The organism is Candidatus Bathyarchaeia archaeon (assembly GCA_041447175.1).
Taxonomy (GTDB): Archaea; Thermoproteota; Bathyarchaeia; order Bathyarchaeales; family Bathycorpusculaceae; genus JADGNF01.
In genome coordinates this window covers 1,715,829-1,733,120 of record CP166960.1, presented here as the reverse complement: position 1 = coordinate 1,733,120, position 17,292 = coordinate 1,715,829, and the positions used below count along the sequence as shown (strand labels likewise).

Genomic DNA, 17,292 nt, shown 5'->3' with positions numbered 1-17,292 from the left:
TGCGGTAACACATGCGGTTTTGGCATGGTTTTAGCATGAACCTGCCCCTGCATGAAAGAACAAAGCTTACTAACCCGCCCTGCAATACCAATTTAAAGGAACGATGACGTGCCAAGCATCTTTAACTCTGTCAAACGCGTCGCCATTGGGCTTGTCCTTCTGATTGCAACAGCAGCTGGCGCCCTGTTTCTCTTCAACACTTTCGTGCTGGAACCCATCGACATCTCCCAGCTTGCCAGCCAAATCATAAGAATCACAATCATAGCGGGGTTTTGGCTCACCATCCTTGTGTTCATCAACCGCTCCAAACCCCCAATAGCTAAGCATCTAGGCGAAGAAGCCAGCACCATCGTGCAGTACTTCATGAGCGCCATAGCCGTTCTGGTTATGTTGTTTGCGGTTCTAAACGTCCTTAACGTTCCGCCCGAAGCCCTACTCACAGGCGCAGGCTTTGCCTCCATAACCATCGGCTTGCTCATTTCCACTTTTGTCGGGGGCATTCTTGCAGGCGCCTTGGTCTTTTTTACGCACAAGTTTCGCGTTGGCGACGCCGTTTTAGTTAATAACATGCCTGGGACTGTTGTTGAGATAAGTGCGTTGGTTACGCGGATACGTACCGAAGTGGGGCTGCTTACCATCCCTAACAACGCCATCAGTTCGGGTGCGGCAGTGATTACACGTCTTCATCAAGGGCAAGAAACCCCAAACGTCAGGCTTCCTTACCAGCAAGGCGACAGAGTGATAACCACGTTTATGGCTGCAGGCGAAGGAACCGTCATTGAGGTCTCCCCGCTGCGTACCGTCATCCTCACCGATTCAGGTAAAGAATTGACCTTCCTGAACAGTATGGTTTTTGCGGGTTCCCTTGCCATCGCAAAAGTCGCCCAAAAGAACCCTTCGGCAACAAACAATTAGCCTAAGTCAGCGAAATACCTTACAATTATGGCTTTTTTCGTGGTGGGTATGCGTCAATTTTAAATTCTTAACCCAACACATGCCTATCCGAAAGAGGCGCCTACATGTTCAGCGTCACCACCGAGGGATTAACCAAAAAGTTCAACGGCTTCACGGCAGTTAATGGCCTAAATCTCCAAATTAACCAAGGCGAAGTCTTCGGGCTGCTTGGACCCAATGGCGCTGGAAAAACCACCACCCTGCGTATGCTTGCCTGCCTCCTCTCCCCCACTGCGGGCTCAGCCGCCGTCGCGGGATACGACATCTACAAGGAACCCCTCAAGGTGCGCCAATCTGTGGGCATCTTAACCGAAAACCCCAGTTTGTATGAGCGGCTGACGGCGCTGGAGAATATGCACTTTTTCGCTCAGGCATACGGGCTTTCGGACGCGCAGGAACGCAGCCGCCGCATCAAGGAGCTTTTAGAGTTCTTCAATTTATGGGACCGCCGAAACGACAAGGTCGGCGCCTTCAGCAAGGGCATGAAACAGAAACTTGCCATCGTGCGCGCTACGGTGCATAAGCCGCCGATTCTTTTCTTAGACGAGCCCACTGCAGGCTTAGACCCCCAATCCGCAAAGGAAATCCGTGACCTCATGGCGGCGCTTAGCCAGCAGGAAAAAAGCACCATCCTACTTTGTACGCATCACTTAGAGGACGCCGAGAAACTGTGCCAACGGGTTCTGATTATGAATCGGGGCACCTGCGTGATTTTGGGTTCACCTGATGAGTTGCGGGCAAAAATCAGCGGGCAACCCACAGTGCAGATTGATTTAGTGCAGGTGACGCCCAAAATTGTGACGGCGGTGAAAGCAAACCCCCAGGCTGTGGAAGTCTTTTTGAATCGGCAGGACGCCAGCCTCAGGGTGAAGGTGGACGATGCCCGCGCCGCCACGCCCGCAATCGTTTCCGATATTGTGGAGGCGGAAGGGCAGATTCTGTCCGTTAACGTGCTCAGACCATCCTTAGAGGAAGCGTACCTTAAGCTGATTAACGCGGAGGCAACAGCATGAACCGCCACAATGTCTGGCTGGTCTTCAAGAAGGACTGGCTTGAAATCAAACGCAACAATCAGGTCCTTTTACCCATACTCCTCGTTCCCCTGATATTCTCCGTGGTGCTTCCCTCAATTGTCCTGCTAATTTCCAACACCTCTTCCCTCGGCAGCTCCCAGAACTCCATGCAAGACTTCTTGCCCTTGATAGCCAACTTGCCTTCAGATGTTCAAGCGCAGCTTGCCAACTTCACGCCCGACCAAATCATGGTCTACATCATGTCCGTGTACTTCTTTGCACCGTTTTTCCTAATCATCCCCATCATGGCTTCAAGCGTGATGGGCTCGGACAGCTTTGCAGGAGAAAAAGAACGCAAAACCATCGAAGCTCTCCTTGCCACGCCCTTAACGGATGGAGAGTTGTTGATGGGCAAAATCTTGGTTAGCTTAATTCCTGCCTTGGCGGTTACGTTTGTGTCCTTTGCCGTTTACGCAGTCATCATTGACGTGGCAACTTTTAGCATGTTTGGCGGCATGCTTTTGATTCCTAACTTGGTTTGGCTGATTATGATTTTTGGCGTCACTCCCACCCTTGCCCTATGCAGCATAGGCTTAACCGTTATAATTTCTGCGCGCGTGAAAGGCTTCAAAGAAGCTCAACAAATCAGCGTAGTGCTTCTGCTGCCTATTTTGGGGCTGGTTTTTGGGCAGGTTTCAGGCTTAATGATTTTGGGTCCTACGTTGCTGGCGGTTATGATTGGTTTGTTTGGGCTGTTGGATGTAGGTGTGTTCTATTTCGGCATGAAGCTGTTTCGAAGAGAGGAGATTTTGTCAAAGCAAGGTTAAGCTGTTGGTAAACTAAATAGTTGCTCATAGTTGCCGTTGGGTAGCTATATTTTGAACCATGCCTCCTTTCGTAGGAGAACAGTAAACAATATGAATAAGCTGGCTTCCCCAACTCTAAGGTGGGTCAAAAGATGATTTCAATTGAAGTTACAAACCTCAAAAAAACCTACGGCGCCATAAACGCTGTGGATGACATATCCTTCACAGTCAACGAAGGCGAAGTTTTTGGGCTGCTTGGGCCCAACGGTGCAGGCAAAACCACCAGCATCGAAATCATGGAGGGCTTGCGTGAAAGAGACGGCGGTGACGTGAAAGTTTTAGGTTTAGACCCGTGGAAAGACGGCTACACGTTACACAAAAAAATCGGCGTAATTCCCCAGCAGTTCACGTTTTTTGAGAAAACAAACCCCCGCGAAGCAATCCTCTACTACGCGGACCTCTTCAACGTGAAAGTGGACCCTGACCAAATTCTCCGAGACGTTCTGCTGGAAGACTCCGCAAAAACCCTGTTTGAAAACCTCTCGGGCGGTCAGAAACAGAAAACAGGGCTGGCTTTGTCGTTGGTGAACTCGCCGGATTTGCTTTTTCTTGATGAACCCACAACTGGTTTGGACCCAAATGCGCGCAGGGCAATTTGGGGGGTTATTCGGACTTTGAAGACTAAAGGCAAAACCATCATTTTGACCACTCATTATCTTGATGAAGCCGAGCAGCTCTCGGACAGGGTTGCCATTATGAATCACGGGCACATTGCAGCCATGGGCACCACAACTGAAATCATACAGCAACACGGTTCAGGGGAACGCCTTGAAATTCAAGGCAGCCAAAAACTTGCCGACTACATCAAAGCAAACACAGAACTAGAAGTTAGCTATGATGCTAAACAGGAAATCATATGTATCCCTCTGAAGAAGAAAATTGATGCGTTGGCTGCGTTGGCGGCTGCTGAAGAATCTAAGCTGTCTTGGGGTGAAATTCAGACGCGACGCGACAGCTTAGATGATGTTTTCATTAAGCTGGTAAGTGGCGAAGTGGACTCACAAGGTGAAATAATAAACCCAGACGAAAATCAACATGGTGTTTCTAATCGGAGTCGGTAACATGTCAAGTGGAAAACGAATCCTTTCAGACTTTAAGGTGTTCAGCCGAGGTTACCTACGAAACAAGGTTGGCTTGTTCTTTGGCTTAATCTTTCCTGTAATTTTGATTGTGATTTTTGGTTCCATCTTCTCCGGAGGCGGCTCAAATACAATTAACGTTTACACCCAAAACCAAGACACCGGGCCCTTTGCGTTTCCTCAGATGGATATATCCAGCCAGTTTCTGCAGGCACTTAACAGCTCCAACACCATAAGCGTTATCACTGTGGAAACCAGCAACTTCACCAGTTACTTAGCTGAACACGCCACTTCTGACGGCATCATAATTCCCGCTGACTTTTCGGCAAACTACCTTGCAGGTAACCCTGTTAACATCACAATCTACGGTAACCCCACTTCCAGCACAAACGGCATAATCGTGGGAACCGTGAGCGCCGTCTCAAACATGTTTAACCTGCAACTTTTTAACGGAACCCCCGTGATAGGTTACACTCAAAGCACCATCGGCTTTGAAAACCCACAATATGTTGACCTTCTGATTCCGGGGCTTATCGGCTTTTCAATCTTGGTCAGCCCCATGTTTTCGCTGGTCAACATCTCCTCGGAGTATAAGAAAAACAAAATCTTCAAACAGTTATCCCTCACGCCCTTGACCAAGATGGAATGGTTGATTTCCAAAATCCTCTGGTACATCGTGCTCACATTCGCAAGTTTTCTGCTGATGGTTGCAGTCGGGATTTTTGCTTTCGGAGCCCACGTAAACTTGACCCTTGGGCTGGTTCCGTTTTTGATTTTAGGTCCCACGCTTTTCGCCGCGTTGGGTATGCTGGTGGGTACAGTCACCAAGAACCCTGAAACGGCAGGCGTCATCGGAAACGTCGTAACGTTCCCCATGATGTTTCTGGCAGGAACCTTTTTCCCCATAAGCATCATGCCCGAATACCTCCAAAACATCGCCCACGTCCTGCCCTTGTTCTACATAGTGGAAGGCTTAAACAACGTCATGGTCTACGGCAACTTGAACGGTGCCCTCATAGACATTGGCATTGTTGCGGCGATTACAGCCGTTATTCTTGTGGCGGCAGTGAAACTGTTCAAGTGGAGAGAAGACTAATTCTCCTCCACATAACCAACTTTTTTTGAAAAAGAAAAGGGGAGTTTGAGATTCGCTTTTCAGCACCGAAGCTATGCCAGATTCAAAGCCAGCGGTGAATCGAACCAGTAAATGGTGAATTTAGCTCCACATTGAGGATTTCCGCATTCAAAAGTTTGCTCTATCACACTTTTATCAACAGAATCCGCCGCTGGCTTCTCAAACGACCAGCACGGATGCATGCTGTCAGGTCTTGTGACCGCAAAATGTTGGTTGCAGTAAGGGCAACGCATAACTACGCGTCCCAAACACATAATGATAACCCCACTTCAAATAGTCTTTTTAGAATTTATGCTTTTACCTACGCCATTGTAGACTAAGAAACGAATCAAAACGAGAAAAATGAACCCTATTTACTAGTTGTTTTTCTTTTTTCCCCAACATGCCTTACAGTAGACTGGGCGACTGCTATCTGGCTTAAATGGGACCTCACATTCTTTTCCGCATTTAACGCAAACTGCTGTAAATTTGTTTTTTTCGTTTTTTTGATGGTATGGCTTAAACATGTGGTACCTTGCAAGCCTAGGCCACCCTGTCTTTGCATATTTTATCATGCTGGGGTTGGCTTTGAGCCAACGCATCATGTGGAAAAAGCTTTTGCCTCGCTTCTCATCTCTTTCAGGCAGCGGCTCATAACCAAGGTTTCGGATTTCGTCGAGGTAGGCAATTTCGATTAGCCTTTGAGGTTCTCCGATGACTTTGATTCGCTGGACTCTCTCACCATACGTCTTGCGCAGGTCCTCTACGGCTTCGTCAAATATGTAGCCTTGGCAAACGTGAATTTCCTCGTCTGGCTTTGGTTGCAGCCGGTTCAGCAGTTGATTCACTATTATCGCAGTCTGCGTGAGATACTCTTTTTTGCGGAATAGCTCAGTTTGAAAGAACTTCACATCAACAACGTCATAGCGGAATGCTTCAGGCTCATCGCGGTAAGCCCCTATTACTATGCCGAAAAGCAGGTCGCCGCTGCCAGCATCATCAACGGTGATTGTCAAATAGAATGCTTCCTTTCCTGAAACTACGTTTTAGGTCGTATAAAAATAGTCCGCCCGTTTTTCCTCAAGGAAACCATGTTTCCCAAAAAACCTGCTGCACCATCACGGAGAACAGGCAAACGTGAAATCCCGCAAATTTTAAGAGTACCTCCAAGGAAATAGTCAAGGCATAATTTGTTTATTCAAAATTGATTGACCCTTCCCAAGTGACCTCATAGGTGGCAGGGAGCAAAAAACGCATGGACCGCCGTTTTCTTGCCTCAAAGCCTAAATGGCGAGTAAGTAAGTGGCGACTGCTCTTCACCGTTTTCATAGTCATCTACTTCATTGTTTTGGTTTTCAATTTAGATTCCATGACCATCCAGTGGGATGAAGCCAACCACCTGAACGGCGCCCTGCTTCTGGCACACGGGCGCATCCAATTATATGCCACGACGAGCCTGTTTTATCCCCCCTTAGACGATTTGCTTATCGCCGGGTTCTTCGCCATCACCGGACCAAGCGTGCTGGCTGGTCGACTCATCGGCGTCATATTCGCCGTCCTCTCCGTCTGGGTACTCTTCGAATTCACTCAACGAACCTACGAACCCAAAACTGCCTTCCTCTCCAGCGTCTTGTTAGCGAACATGCCCGGATTTATTTGGCTTGCCCGACTTGCCATGCTCGAAACGATGCTAGTGTTTTTTTTCTCCGTCTCCATGATGCTGTTCTTCTTTTGGCTGCAAAAACACCACATCAAATTCCTCACCCTAAGCGCGGTCGCTTTAGGCTTGGGTTTTCTCACCAAATACCAAATAATAATCGCCGTACCCGCTATGCTGACCAGCATTTTTCTGCTAAGCAAAAGCTACCTCAAAGAAAAACTGTCCCGCTTTCCCTTACTGATTCTGATTGTCATCTGCATAATCTTGCCTTGGGTCCTTTTTTCTTTTCAAGCCTACACCTCCGGCATGCTTGACCAATGGCTCTACGCCATGGGCGCGGGTAACCCCCAGAAATCCCTCTACAGCGCCCGGTTCCCCGCACCCCTCTTCTACCTCATCGAGATGACTTGGCCCTACGGCGCCGTACACCCCGTGTCCCTGTTTGTTTATGTTCTGGGTTTGCTGGGGCTTTTGGTTTTGGCGACAAGACGAACAGCGGCAGACAAGTTTTTGCTGGTCTGGTTCTTTGCCATGTACATCTTTTTCACAGTCATCGGCAATCGCCAATGGCGATACATCGTGCCCGTTTTCCCCGTGCTTGCCCTCTCAGCTTCAACCCTCATAATCTCAGCATACAACAAACTCCAAAAAACATGGAAAACGCGAAATCCCGCTTCCCACAGGGTTGGGGCGCGGAAAATTGCGGCGGTTTTTCTGGTTGCTGCTGTCGGATTTTCCGTAGCATACAGTTGTGTGGATGCCTACAACTGGGTTGCTAAGGATAGTGCGTTTCATTTGCCTTTAGAGCAAGCTGCTACCTATGCCCTCTCCAATTTGGACGCCGACGGGTCGCTTATGGTTTTGTGTCCCATTAATGTTTTCAGCGCCGACATCCTCAAGTTCTACGTGTATGCTAGCCCCCGCAGATTCACCTACGTAGGCGACTACCCCGCGTTGCCTGTGGACGCATACCCGCCCGACTTCAACGTAACCGAGCTTGTAGACCAATGCATTCAACATGACGTTCAGTACCTGCTTCTATACGAGTACGGCCAAGAATACCCCTACTACAACTCCAACCTAACCATGAGCCAAGTTTACAGTATGCTTATGGCTTCCCAGAAATTCACGCTGCAAACCAGCTTTGGAACCTACCCCAACCGAATCTACGTTCTGTCCTTCAGTCAGCAACCCCCGTTTGGTGTACCGTAGCTGTGAAGCGACAGTCACATAATCTTATATCCTGTCCTCCGTGTTTGAGGTATAGTTCTCTTTCTGAAGGAGAAATTGAATTTGAGCAGGAAAACTCAAAAAGCAATCGCCTTCACCGTCATTCTCTTGGCTGCAGCCCTCTACGTTGCCGCTCTCAACTCAGCTACCGCTCAAACCCCCCCAGCTGACCAAGAAGCAATCGTGATTATTTTGCCCTCTGCAGGCGGAACAACAAATCCTCCCCCTGGAAACTACACTTACGGCAGTAACGAAACAATTAATCTGGAAGCCATACCCAACGAAGGAACCAGCTTCGCCTACTGGATTGTCTCAGGCGCCTTAACACCTGGGCATGAACAGCAGTCCGGGGGCTTCTACACCGACCCTGAAACTGGGGCAATTGTCCAGCTTCCCAATCCCGTTGGCGCCTCCGCCATTGACAGCTTGGTGTTCAACATTAACCCCGCCAACATAACCTGCGGCTACGGCTACACTTACACCTACCAAGCAGTTTTCGCCTCTAACGGCTCCACCATCATGGAAACTCCGCAGCCTCAAACCCAAAACGCCACCAGCGACTCCGCAGGCGTCACCATCTTGCCCTCCGTGGGCGGAACGACCACACCCCCTCCGGGCAACTACAGCTACCAAAACGGAACCACTTACACCTTAAGCGCCACAGCCGATGAGGGCTTTGTGTTCCACTACTGGCTCGTCTACGGAACCTACCAGCCTGGTCACCTTGCACAGCCCAACTACGTCCCCGGCGTAACCGAACAGTTCCCCAGCATCCCGGAGAACATTTATCAGCCAACGGTGGACAGCCTAATTTTCTCCATTAACCCTGTAACCATAACATGCGGGTACGGCTACAACTACACCTACCAAGCCGTCTTTGACCCCGTGAACGCCTCGGGTACTCCGCTTCCAACCACAACCCCGCAGTCGCAGGCAAACCAAACCGACCAAGCAACTCAAAGCCCCGACACAACCCAAAGCCCCGCCGGGTCGGAAACCCCCGCCTCCACGCCAACTGACAACGGCGCCGCCCCCACAAGTCCCTCAACAACCACTGAGCTGCCCACATCCATGCCCACCGAAACCATGCCAACCCTAAATCCAGAAGTAACCCCGACACCAGCTGAAGACTTGATTTTTGGTTTGTCGATGATTAATTTTGTCATAATCATTGTGGTCGTGGTGATTATCATTATCGCGGTTGCTGTTGCGTTGATGTCGCGCCGAAACCCGTAACCCCTTTTTCTTTTTTTCTTTAACAAACCTCGGATACTTCTAGTTAGCCCCGAAAAACCTGCCTGCCTTCAGCGTGCGGGGTGTGGCATTTGAACCGCGAAAACCTGTGTCAAAGTCTGAACTGCGCCAAGAATAAACCAAGACTGCGTCTTCCTTTTATATGACCTATAGGAGTTAGTGATTGAATTTTGGTTTGTAAATTATATGAATAGTAGTCAATCTGTTGGCTAGCTGGTTAAGTGTATGTGGGTTTTATTTTATGGGTTCTTTTTTTGTCTGTTGGAATCACATAGGGGTAGGGTGGGGGCCTCCTACCCGTGGGAAGGGTCTGTTTTATAGAGGTCTACATAATTAGACTTCACCTGTTCTGCGCTTTTTCGTATGGTCTACAAAATAGGAATTAAATATACTATTATGCATTGAATAAACAACCGAAAAGGAAGAGAGAACATGGAGGATCAAAGCCAAATAGAACTAGACAAGCAACGGGCAGAAGTATTTGACGCACTTGGACACCCAACACGTATACTAATCCTAAAAGTCCTAAGTGAGGTTTCACTTGGATTTGCAGACTTGAAGAAAAAGACAGCCATTGAAAGTAGCGGACACCTACAACACCACCTGAGTAAACTCAATGGTCTGATAAAAACAGACGAATATGGAAAGTATTGCTTATCTGAAGAAGGCAAAGATGCCCTGCTAACTGTACAAACAGTTGAGAATGCGTCACTTAAGAAAGAGGTAAAAGAGAAAGGGCATAAACGCTTCAAGATAGGTCTAAAACCAGTTGCTTTTCTACTAGTGGCTCTTTTGGTTGCAAGTTCAGCAGTAGCTGTGTATGAATACAATCAGGCTGCCGTCAACCATGATGCCCTTCTTAGAGAAAAGGTTACTAACGCTGATGAAATTGCAGGAGCCTACCTAGACCAGTATAGTACCTTTCATATCATTTTAACTAATAACGCAACAGCAACAGCAATCAATCATTATCTAAATATAACGGGGAAAGGTACAGACGTAGTTTTTGAAACCGCTAAATTTCCTCTTTCCCGCTTATATGCTGTTCAAGACGCTTTAGATGGAGTCATGATAAAATTCGGTATCGATGCAACCGGTATAAACGAAATAACAAATAGGGTAGATGTTAATCTGCATGACAGCACAAAAAAGACAGACATTATAGATTTTCTTAATAGCCAATTCAATGACTTTGATGAGAGGTGTATTTCATTTTTAGGTCCACTCAAAATTGAGCCAACCACAAGCACAAATTCATCATTAACCCCACCAATTCCTGATTTTTCTTGAATAGAGGGTGGGTACGCCTCATCGCTGGAAAAGAGATTAGTTTTGACCTTTTCCAACGGTAGAGTGGATAGTGCTCAGCCCTGACTTCTTAGTTTCTTTGGGAGTTATCGGATAATACTTGATAAGTACGCCTTCTTTGTCTTCCTTCAGCAATCCCACACTGGCAAATTCTTCAGCATACCACGTAAACGCTCGTGAGCATCTTCTTTGCTTTTCATGGAAGTATGCATTATGGACTTCTTGTATTCTTAGCCCCGTATCAATATAGAGAGTGTTTTCGTCAAACGTTTCCTTGATTTTGCCATACAGCAAATTCTTCAGGTGTCAAGCATAGAGCATTGCATTTGAGGGTTGGTTCATAGACTTTTTGGCATTTTCTTGTCGGTTAAGTTAGACTACATGAACGTGTTATCAGGTGTTCGTTCTCTGTGTTGGAAGTTAAGCAATGTCCATGCTTCGGCAAGCGCATAAAGCCTAGGGAAATTTCTTTGCGATTTAGGCGCTAGGTTATGATGCTGTTTTTCTTTTGGCTGCAAAAACACCGCATCAAATTCCTCGTCCTAAGCGCGGTCGCTTTAGGCTTGGGTTTTCTCACCAAATACTAAATAATAATCGCCGTACCCGCTATGTTTTACCCTGATGGTGCGGGGGGTGGGATTCGAACCCACGAAGACCTGAGTCAGAGGATCTTAAGTCCTCCCCCTTGTCCTAGGGGGCGATTTGGCCGCCTATTTAGACCTGGCTCGGGTACCCCTGCACCAGCACCCCATACATCTTTGCAGGGTACAGTTTAAGTTTTTTGCACCCGCCACAGGCAGGTATTGGGCAATCAGAACGGATACACACAATGTTCCTTCATGTACGCGATGGAGGCTTGGGTTTTCTCCAAGGTGCATGTTTCCAAAACGACCTCAGGCGTAAGACTGTGGCTTTTGAGGTCGCCGGTGAAGGTTTGCCACTTTATTTTTCCTGACCCAACATCCATATGCTGGTCTATTTCGCCGTTGTTATCGCTCAGATGCATATACGTCATGTCCGTGCCCATCGTGGCTATCCATTCTTTGATGGGAACTTGAGAGTAAACGTTGGCGTGCCCCACATCAAGGCAGAATTTGAGCCGCGGCGAACCCACAAGCTCCAGCAGGCTCCGAAAAAGCTCCGGTTTGGGCTCCCAAACGTTCTCCAACAGCACCGTGCCCCCAAAGTGGTCAAGCGCTTGCCGCCAGAATTCCACGTTGCAGTCCAGCCAGTTTTTACGGTAATACTCATCACGCACCAGCGGGTTAAGGCTGCCATGAAAAACCGCCTGCCCCGCGCCCAAAGCGTCAGCGACTTTGAGGCTTTCCAAAATGCGTTGCTTGCTGGTTTGGGAGATTTTTTGGTCTCTGCTGTGGATGGTTACGTCTTGGAAGACGCCGTGAAAGGAGACCTTGCCCTTAAAGCTCGCGAGTTGTTGTTGGTGGTCGTTGAGGGCTTGTTGCCAATCCATGTCGTAGACGTTGGTGTAGGCAAACGTGGCGATTTCCAAGTTATAGCCCTCGGCTTTGGCGTAGGCGACCAATTCGGGGACGGCGGCGTGGTAGAGGGGTTGAACGTAAACTTTGGACATGATGACCGTTGTGGTATGGCGCAGGTGGACTATAATGTTTCTGGACAAAACCCGCTTTTGCGGTTGACTTAACCTTAACGAAATGGCGGTTTTGTGGGCAAGCAGTTAATTAGCCGCCGCAGCCACGTATTCGTGGAGGAAAACGGGTGACTTCTCACTACCTGTTATGCAAACTGTCCGGCTCCTTTAAGCAGGTCGCTCAGTATCTGGGCAAGTATTTTGGCAACATCCACAATGAACAGTGGCAAGCGCCCACGGGGCGGGTAGCAGTTTTTCTGGGCGAATCCTACTTTATCAGGGCAAACGGTAACGCAGCCGTTTTGATGATTCTAAAAGAGGCGGGCGCGTCGGAGTGCAATTTGGAGCTTATTTCTTGGGCGGGAGCAACAGGGATTTTGGAGCTTTCTTGGGGAGCCCACGGCGCCTACGTTAACCGCATACGCGACAGCCTCAAACGCGCAGGCTTTAACGTGGAAGTGCTAAAAGAAATCCATGACTACGACGCCTCTCAACTCGACGCCCACTTGTAGACTACCTTTTTCTTTGTTTAGTGGTGTGGGTTTTTCTGGGTTTTTAGAAGGGTTTTTTTATGTATGTTTACACTTTGTTGCTGCAAACGGTGGGCGAGTAGCTCAGTACGGATTTCGAGTGAGGATTTACCTTCTCGGACGTAAAGAGCACCAGCCTCCTAAGTTGGGGGTCGAGGGTTCAAATCCCTCCCCGCCCGCCATGATTCCTTGTTTAGGGTTTAATTGTATGTTTTTTGGGTCAATGATTTTGTCATTAGATGATTGACCTTGGTCAAGTGTGCTTAATTCTCTAAGTTTCTGCTCAACATATTCCCTTGTTAGTTGGTGGTAGTAGAATCCTTGAGTATTCTTGTGTCTAGCCCTAGTGTATCCTATTGTTCCGTCTTTTCTGTAAAACACTTGAATAGAGGCTGTATCTCCACATTGGGCGCATTCAAATCTGTAGCATTTAATTTTCATTTTGTCTCCACTCTACAGTTTTGGTCATCTGGAGTGGTCAATTTAGGATTTAAAGACCCCTAAGAGCAAGTTCTTTAGAGTTAGCGAAAGAACGTCTTTTGGTTATATGTTCAAAAGAACCTTTAATATCTCTACAAGAAGATTGGCTAGAATGCTTACAACCACAAAACCCGCAATTGGCTTCAAGACCCAATAGGGGTGAGATGATTCAGATTTGTTCCTTTGGCTGTCTCTATCAATGCGTTGAATATTAAGTTCCATCGCATATCTTCTGTCCATTCTATTTTCAAAGCAGAGTTCTTCAATTAATTTTTCTCTTAGACGTTTTAACCCATTGACTTTCTTTGTCTTAGTTTCTTCCATCGAAAGATAATACGGTAAGTCAATAGCGCAGAAAAAAATGCTCACGTAAATAGCCAACGACACAATAAAACTTGCCCACATTGGTAGTGAATCATATGAAATTAGAAGTATTATGAGAATCCACGGGAATGCAAGAGCGATTGTTAGAAAAAGCAATGAGTTAACAATTGTTTTTTTCTTTTTATAATCGTCTTTTGAGTCCTTAAGATATTGAAAAGACGACACATAGACTGTTAGTGATGCTATACAAGGGTACGCAATGAATAGCCCTAAGAAGGTGTACACCCAAGACTTGGCTAAGAACTCTGAATTGTTGTTTATAACAATCCAGCCACCAATCACTAACCACGCAATTGTAAAAATAATCCAACCTAAAAAAGATTTGGAACTTACTATCTTTTTAGCTTTGTGGGGTAAAATTGGGCGCATTTGATCAGCGAAGCCACCAAAGAAAAACAAAATACCATACATCATTATTAGACTCATCAAAAAGAAAGTTGGAATAATTCCTAAGGGTGTTGGTGGATTAGCAATGGATGTAGCGGCTCCAAATAAAAAGCCCATAACAATTACAAAGGCTGCTTGGTGCCACTTTTTAGAACTAATTAATCTGAAGTAGTTTTTCTTTTGTGACGTTCCTCTTCCTCTTAGAAAGAAAGATGCTTTGATTTGCTTTAAAGTTTTAGAAACGGAGCAATACATCTTATATTTACTAAATGACCCGTACGGTTTTAGTGGGTTATGCCTAATAAACAGAGATTCTGAATTGGTTGTATGTCTCTTTTCTTTGTGTCTTCAGAGATTGGCTTTTTCTTACCCATATTATACGCCACCAATGCCTTTCTTGGTGTATACACAATTTTCCAATGCCTCTTGTAGAGTATGTCCACTTTTTGTGACGAAATATGTTTTTCATGTTGGTTTTAACGTTGTATCCATGTGTTAGTCCTTCTTTTCTGCTTATGGTCAATGGTCTTGGTGCCTGCTCCATCTCTTAAAGCTGATGCTCTGGTCAACGTAGAAACTTAGCTGAACGAATAAAGTAGTTAAATAGTATCGTGATATAGGTGACATGGAGGGACATGTTTACGCGTGGTGATTACAAATTAATATTTTACCATGGACCATGGAAAATGAAGTTTTTTAAACAACTGAGAAGTATTTTAGCTAAAATAGACTGAGCGTATAACAGATGGCTGTTGTAGATGTATTTGCCAATCCTTTGTTTATTCCTCTTTTGGCTGCTAGCTTGACTGTTGTTGGTAACGCAGTTTTTCTGTTTATGGTTAGAAAGTGGGAATACCGGTCTCAATACATTATAAGTAATGTTAAGGAGACATATATTCCTCTTCTATCAGAAATTCACACCAAGAAGGAAACGTTTGAAAATTTTTTAGAAAGACCTGATATGTTGCGAACAGACTTTGTAGAATTAGAAAGAATCAGAAAAAGTGGGTTATTTGAGTTTATGATGGCTCATGACAAGAGACTCTATGAGAAGATAGCTCTTTTTTCCAATCAGATATGCCCTAGATTTAGAGAATTATCCAAATTAAATGCTGAGACTAGGCGTCACATTTACGAAGATTGGAAAACCTACATCACACAATTTTCTATTGATGCTCATGATGCGGGTGTGATTGCTAATTGGATACTTGACCATGGAGTATATAGAGACCTTCTTAATGAGCGTAAACTAAATCTTTCAGAAAAACTGTTTGAAGCAAAATTTGATATGTTTGAAAATGGGTTGCATCCAAAGGGTCCTTTTGGATATCCAAATCAATGTGATGAGCTATTGAGATTATCAGCGCCTCATATTCAGAAACTGCGTTTATACTACATAGATACTGCCAAACTAATTGAGATAGAAGTTACTAACGGATTAATTCCACTTATGCAGAAATACATCAGACACCCCATATAGCTCTTAACTGAATTTTTTTTGCTTATGTCTGCCTTCAATTGAAATTCTAGACCAACGCTTATAAGTTACGTTGTACCTATTATATATTACAGATTACGACAATCGTTTTTTGGAAAAGTTGGGAGAAATAATGGGAAAATATGGTAAACCAATATCCTCAGATAAAATGCCTAAGTCTAAGGTTAAAAGACTTCCACAATATGATGAAGCATTACGAGAATTTTTAGCTTCTGAAAGTGATTATTACGAGGTAAACTTAGCAGCCTTTCCTAGTCAAAATGTTAGGGTTATTTTATCTTCTCTTAAGTGGCGTGTGAAGAATAATGCTGATTTTAAGAATGTCAGAGTTGTAATGAATAAAGGTAAAATATTTTTGGAAAAGGTGAAAGGTAATAGTTTATAATCAAAACAATGAAGCGAAAGGTAAGATTGCGGAAGACTTAGTTGCGTATGCATTTACTTCACATGGCTATTTTGTAAAATCGCATGATGTTAGTGAGCGTGGCTGTGATGGCATTTTTAAAAAAAATGGAGTAGAATTTGGTGCCTACGAAGTGAACTATTGGCAACCTAATACCTATTTTAGTGATGAAAGAATAACCAGCATAAATAGCAACCTATACAATGGATTAGAATGGGTAACTGGGAATTATGTTAAACATGGGGACAAAATTCAGTTTAGATTACACTTCAGTTTTGGAGCTACTAGAAGTGAATCACAGATAGAAGAGGCTAAGGAGTTGGGCATTATCTATATTCACACAGAAACTCTTCCAACTTCGGATGAATTATGGGCGCTCATTGCATCACTCATAGAAGAGAATCCTCACCTTAAATTCTATAAAATCAACTGTGTCGGAAACACTCACTTGCAGAATGACCGAACTAGTAGTATGATGGTGTTGTTAACTCCAACTAATGATTCCTGTAATATAGTGTATTTAAGAAATTTTAGATTAAGAATTAGAATAAATAAGCTGAAAAGCTGTATGTTGAGGTTGAACTATTCTTTTATGGTTAGACTCCTTGCTTCCATACAGAAGGGTGATTGCCATGACTAGTTTACAGACTAATTTCTCTAAATGTGGCAACGCATCCAAGCCCAAGATAGATGGGGTTTATGAGTGGGATGAGTTGATGTCTGCTTTGCAAAAGGATATTAGAAGAGGGAATGAGTATGAGGCTGTGTTTTGGGCAACCAAGATAGAGACTGCAAATCCTAAAGGATTATGGAATAGGCTTAGAGTGATAGCGTCAGAAGATGTTGGTTTAGCTAATCCCAATGCGACTTTGCTTGTGGATGTGTTAGAGAGGCAATATTTTGATTTTAAGGGAAGAGAAGATGATGGTTGCAGATTATTTCTAGTTTATGCTGTTTTGTTTTTAGCTAGGTCTCCTAAGAGTAGGGTAGTTGATAATTTGTTGATTACTGTTTATGCTGACAAAAGAAAGCTGGAGATTCCCGATTATGCAAAAGACAAACACACTTTAAGTGGTAAACTGTTGGGCAGGGGTTGGAAACACTTCTTTGAAGAAGGCGTAAAGATTTCCAACAAGGCAATTGATGATATCTATGAAGAGAAGGCTATGCAAATAAAGTTAAGGGAAAAACTATCTCTTTCCCTAAATTCTACTTAATAGCCCTTTCAGAAGGTGTGAAAGTTAGATTAAGAAAAACCGTACGGTACGGCTTTTTGGTGTTTCTTATTATTTTCTCAGCCTATTCTGCTTTTTCTACAATTAACCTTTTGTTGTTGGCATCTATTTTCACTTTAACTTTCTCATTGGTGTCAAATGGAAATAATCCGTCTCTAGCTACTTCTGTTGGCACGTAAATGAAGAATTTATCGTAAAGTTTCCCACCCGTAGATGTTGGTCTGTTAACAAATCTTCCTTCTGCTTCAAGCATTGTAGTTACCTAAATTGGTGTTACCAAACCAAACA

Annotated in this window: 18 protein-coding genes and 2 tRNA genes; 13 read left to right on the top strand and 7 right to left on the bottom strand. The window is 45.1% G+C overall.

Features of this window, described 5'->3' with window-relative positions; translation table 11 throughout:
• The first annotated feature begins 108 nt into the window (after positions 1-108).
• The 5 genes from ACBZ72_08980 (at position 109) to ACBZ72_08960 (ending at position 5,008) form a co-directional block, all read left to right on the top strand.
• Positions 109-915 carry a mechanosensitive ion channel family protein gene (locus ACBZ72_08980; protein XES76306.1) on the top strand — a complete coding sequence of 269 codons (807 nt, stop codon included), beginning with the start codon at positions 109-111 and terminating at the stop codon, positions 913-915.
• Between the two features lie 104 nt (positions 916-1,019).
• Positions 1,020-1,967 (top strand): ATP-binding cassette domain-containing protein, encoded by a 948-nt coding sequence (locus ACBZ72_08975; GenBank protein ID XES76305.1) that lies wholly within the window; start codon positions 1,020-1,022, stop codon positions 1,965-1,967.
• The gene (locus tag ACBZ72_08970) at positions 1,964-2,794 is read left to right on the top strand and encodes an ABC transporter permease subunit (GenBank protein XES76304.1); all 831 of its coding nucleotides are present in this window, start codon (positions 1,964-1,966) and stop codon (positions 2,792-2,794) included. The genes ACBZ72_08975 and ACBZ72_08970 overlap by 4 nt, the downstream gene beginning before the upstream one ends.
• A gap of 131 nt (positions 2,795-2,925) precedes the next feature.
• Positions 2,926-3,894, top strand: a complete 969-nt coding sequence (locus ACBZ72_08965; protein XES76303.1) for an ABC transporter ATP-binding protein — start codon at positions 2,926-2,928, stop codon at positions 3,892-3,894.
• 1 nt (position 3,895) lies between these two features.
• Positions 3,896-5,008 carry an ABC transporter permease gene (locus ACBZ72_08960; GenBank protein XES76302.1) on the top strand — a complete coding sequence of 371 codons (1,113 nt, stop codon included), beginning with the start codon at positions 3,896-3,898 and terminating at the stop codon, positions 5,006-5,008.
• A gap of 71 nt (positions 5,009-5,079) precedes the next feature.
• Here ACBZ72_08960 and ACBZ72_08955 read toward each other — a convergent pair whose 3' ends face one another.
• Both ACBZ72_08955 and ACBZ72_08950 read right to left on the bottom strand, forming a co-directional pair.
• A complete protein-coding gene (locus ACBZ72_08955; GenBank protein XES76301.1) occupies positions 5,080-5,301 on the bottom strand; it encodes a hypothetical protein in 222 nt (73 codons plus the stop codon).
• Between the two features lie 102 nt (positions 5,302-5,403).
• Positions 5,404-6,042 carry a CxxC-x17-CxxC domain-containing protein gene (locus tag ACBZ72_08950; protein ID XES76300.1) on the bottom strand — a complete coding sequence of 213 codons (639 nt, stop codon included), beginning with the start codon at positions 6,040-6,042 and terminating at the stop codon, positions 5,404-5,406.
• 239 nt (positions 6,043-6,281) lie between these two features.
• On the opposite strand from ACBZ72_08950, the gene ACBZ72_08945 reads away from it, so the two are divergent.
• The 3 genes from ACBZ72_08945 to ACBZ72_08935 all read left to right on the top strand — a co-directional run bounded on the left by ACBZ72_08945 (position 6,282) and on the right by ACBZ72_08935 (position 10,460).
• The gene (locus tag ACBZ72_08945; GenBank protein ID XES76299.1) at positions 6,282-7,898 is read left to right on the top strand and encodes an ArnT family glycosyltransferase; all 1,617 of its coding nucleotides are present in this window, start codon (positions 6,282-6,284) and stop codon (positions 7,896-7,898) included.
• A gap of 81 nt (positions 7,899-7,979) precedes the next feature.
• Complete coding sequence (locus ACBZ72_08940) at positions 7,980-9,152, top strand: hypothetical protein (GenBank protein XES76298.1); 1,173 nt, start codon at positions 7,980-7,982, stop codon at positions 9,150-9,152.
• Between the two features lie 450 nt (positions 9,153-9,602).
• Positions 9,603-10,460, top strand: coding sequence for a hypothetical protein (locus ACBZ72_08935; GenBank protein ID XES76297.1), 858 nt, complete (start codon positions 9,603-9,605; stop codon positions 10,458-10,460).
• 36 nt (positions 10,461-10,496) lie between these two features.
• Here the strand turns inward: ACBZ72_08935 and ACBZ72_08930 are convergent, their stop codons facing one another.
• The 3 genes from ACBZ72_08930 to ACBZ72_08920 form a co-directional block, all read right to left on the bottom strand.
• Positions 10,497-10,619: a hypothetical protein gene (locus tag ACBZ72_08930; protein XES76296.1), complete on the bottom strand. Its 123-nt coding sequence runs from the start codon at positions 10,617-10,619 to the stop codon at positions 10,497-10,499.
• A 481-nt stretch (positions 10,620-11,100) separates the two neighbouring features.
• A tRNA-Leu gene (locus ACBZ72_08925) sits at positions 11,101-11,217 on the bottom strand.
• A gap of 72 nt (positions 11,218-11,289) precedes the next feature.
• The gene (locus ACBZ72_08920; protein ID XES76295.1) at positions 11,290-12,069 is read right to left on the bottom strand and encodes a sugar phosphate isomerase/epimerase family protein; all 780 of its coding nucleotides are present in this window, start codon (positions 12,067-12,069) and stop codon (positions 11,290-11,292) included.
• A gap of 146 nt (positions 12,070-12,215) precedes the next feature.
• On the opposite strand from ACBZ72_08920, the gene ACBZ72_08915 reads away from it, so the two are divergent.
• The gene (locus tag ACBZ72_08915) at positions 12,216-12,599 is read left to right on the top strand and encodes a hypothetical protein (GenBank protein XES76294.1); all 384 of its coding nucleotides are present in this window, start codon (positions 12,216-12,218) and stop codon (positions 12,597-12,599) included.
• Positions 12,600-12,690: 91 nt separating this feature from the next.
• Positions 12,691-12,799 (top strand) — tRNA-Arg (locus tag ACBZ72_08910).
• 361 nt (positions 12,800-13,160) lie between these two features.
• On the opposite strand, the gene ACBZ72_08905 is transcribed toward ACBZ72_08910, so the two are convergent.
• The gene (locus ACBZ72_08905) at positions 13,161-14,123 is read right to left on the bottom strand and encodes a hypothetical protein (GenBank protein XES76293.1); all 963 of its coding nucleotides are present in this window, start codon (positions 14,121-14,123) and stop codon (positions 13,161-13,163) included.
• Positions 14,124-14,613: 490 nt separating this feature from the next.
• Here ACBZ72_08905 and ACBZ72_08900 point away from each other — a divergent pair, with 490 nt between their 5' ends.
• The 3 genes from ACBZ72_08900 to ACBZ72_08890 all read left to right on the top strand — a co-directional run bounded on the left by ACBZ72_08900 (position 14,614) and on the right by ACBZ72_08890 (position 16,986).
• Complete coding sequence (locus ACBZ72_08900) at positions 14,614-15,348, top strand: hypothetical protein (GenBank protein ID XES76292.1); 735 nt, start codon at positions 14,614-14,616, stop codon at positions 15,346-15,348.
• 130 nt (positions 15,349-15,478) lie between these two features.
• Positions 15,479-15,751, top strand: a complete 273-nt coding sequence (locus ACBZ72_08895; protein ID XES76291.1) for a hypothetical protein — start codon at positions 15,479-15,481, stop codon at positions 15,749-15,751.
• 650 nt (positions 15,752-16,401) lie between these two features.
• Positions 16,402-16,986, top strand: a complete 585-nt coding sequence (locus ACBZ72_08890) for a hypothetical protein (GenBank protein XES76290.1) — start codon at positions 16,402-16,404, stop codon at positions 16,984-16,986.
• A gap of 82 nt (positions 16,987-17,068) precedes the next feature.
• Here ACBZ72_08890 and ACBZ72_08885 read toward each other — a convergent pair whose 3' ends face one another.
• Entirely contained in the window at positions 17,069-17,257 is a 189-nt protein-coding gene (locus ACBZ72_08885) for a hypothetical protein (protein XES76289.1), read from the bottom strand.
• Between the last annotated feature and the right edge of the window lie 35 nt (positions 17,258-17,292).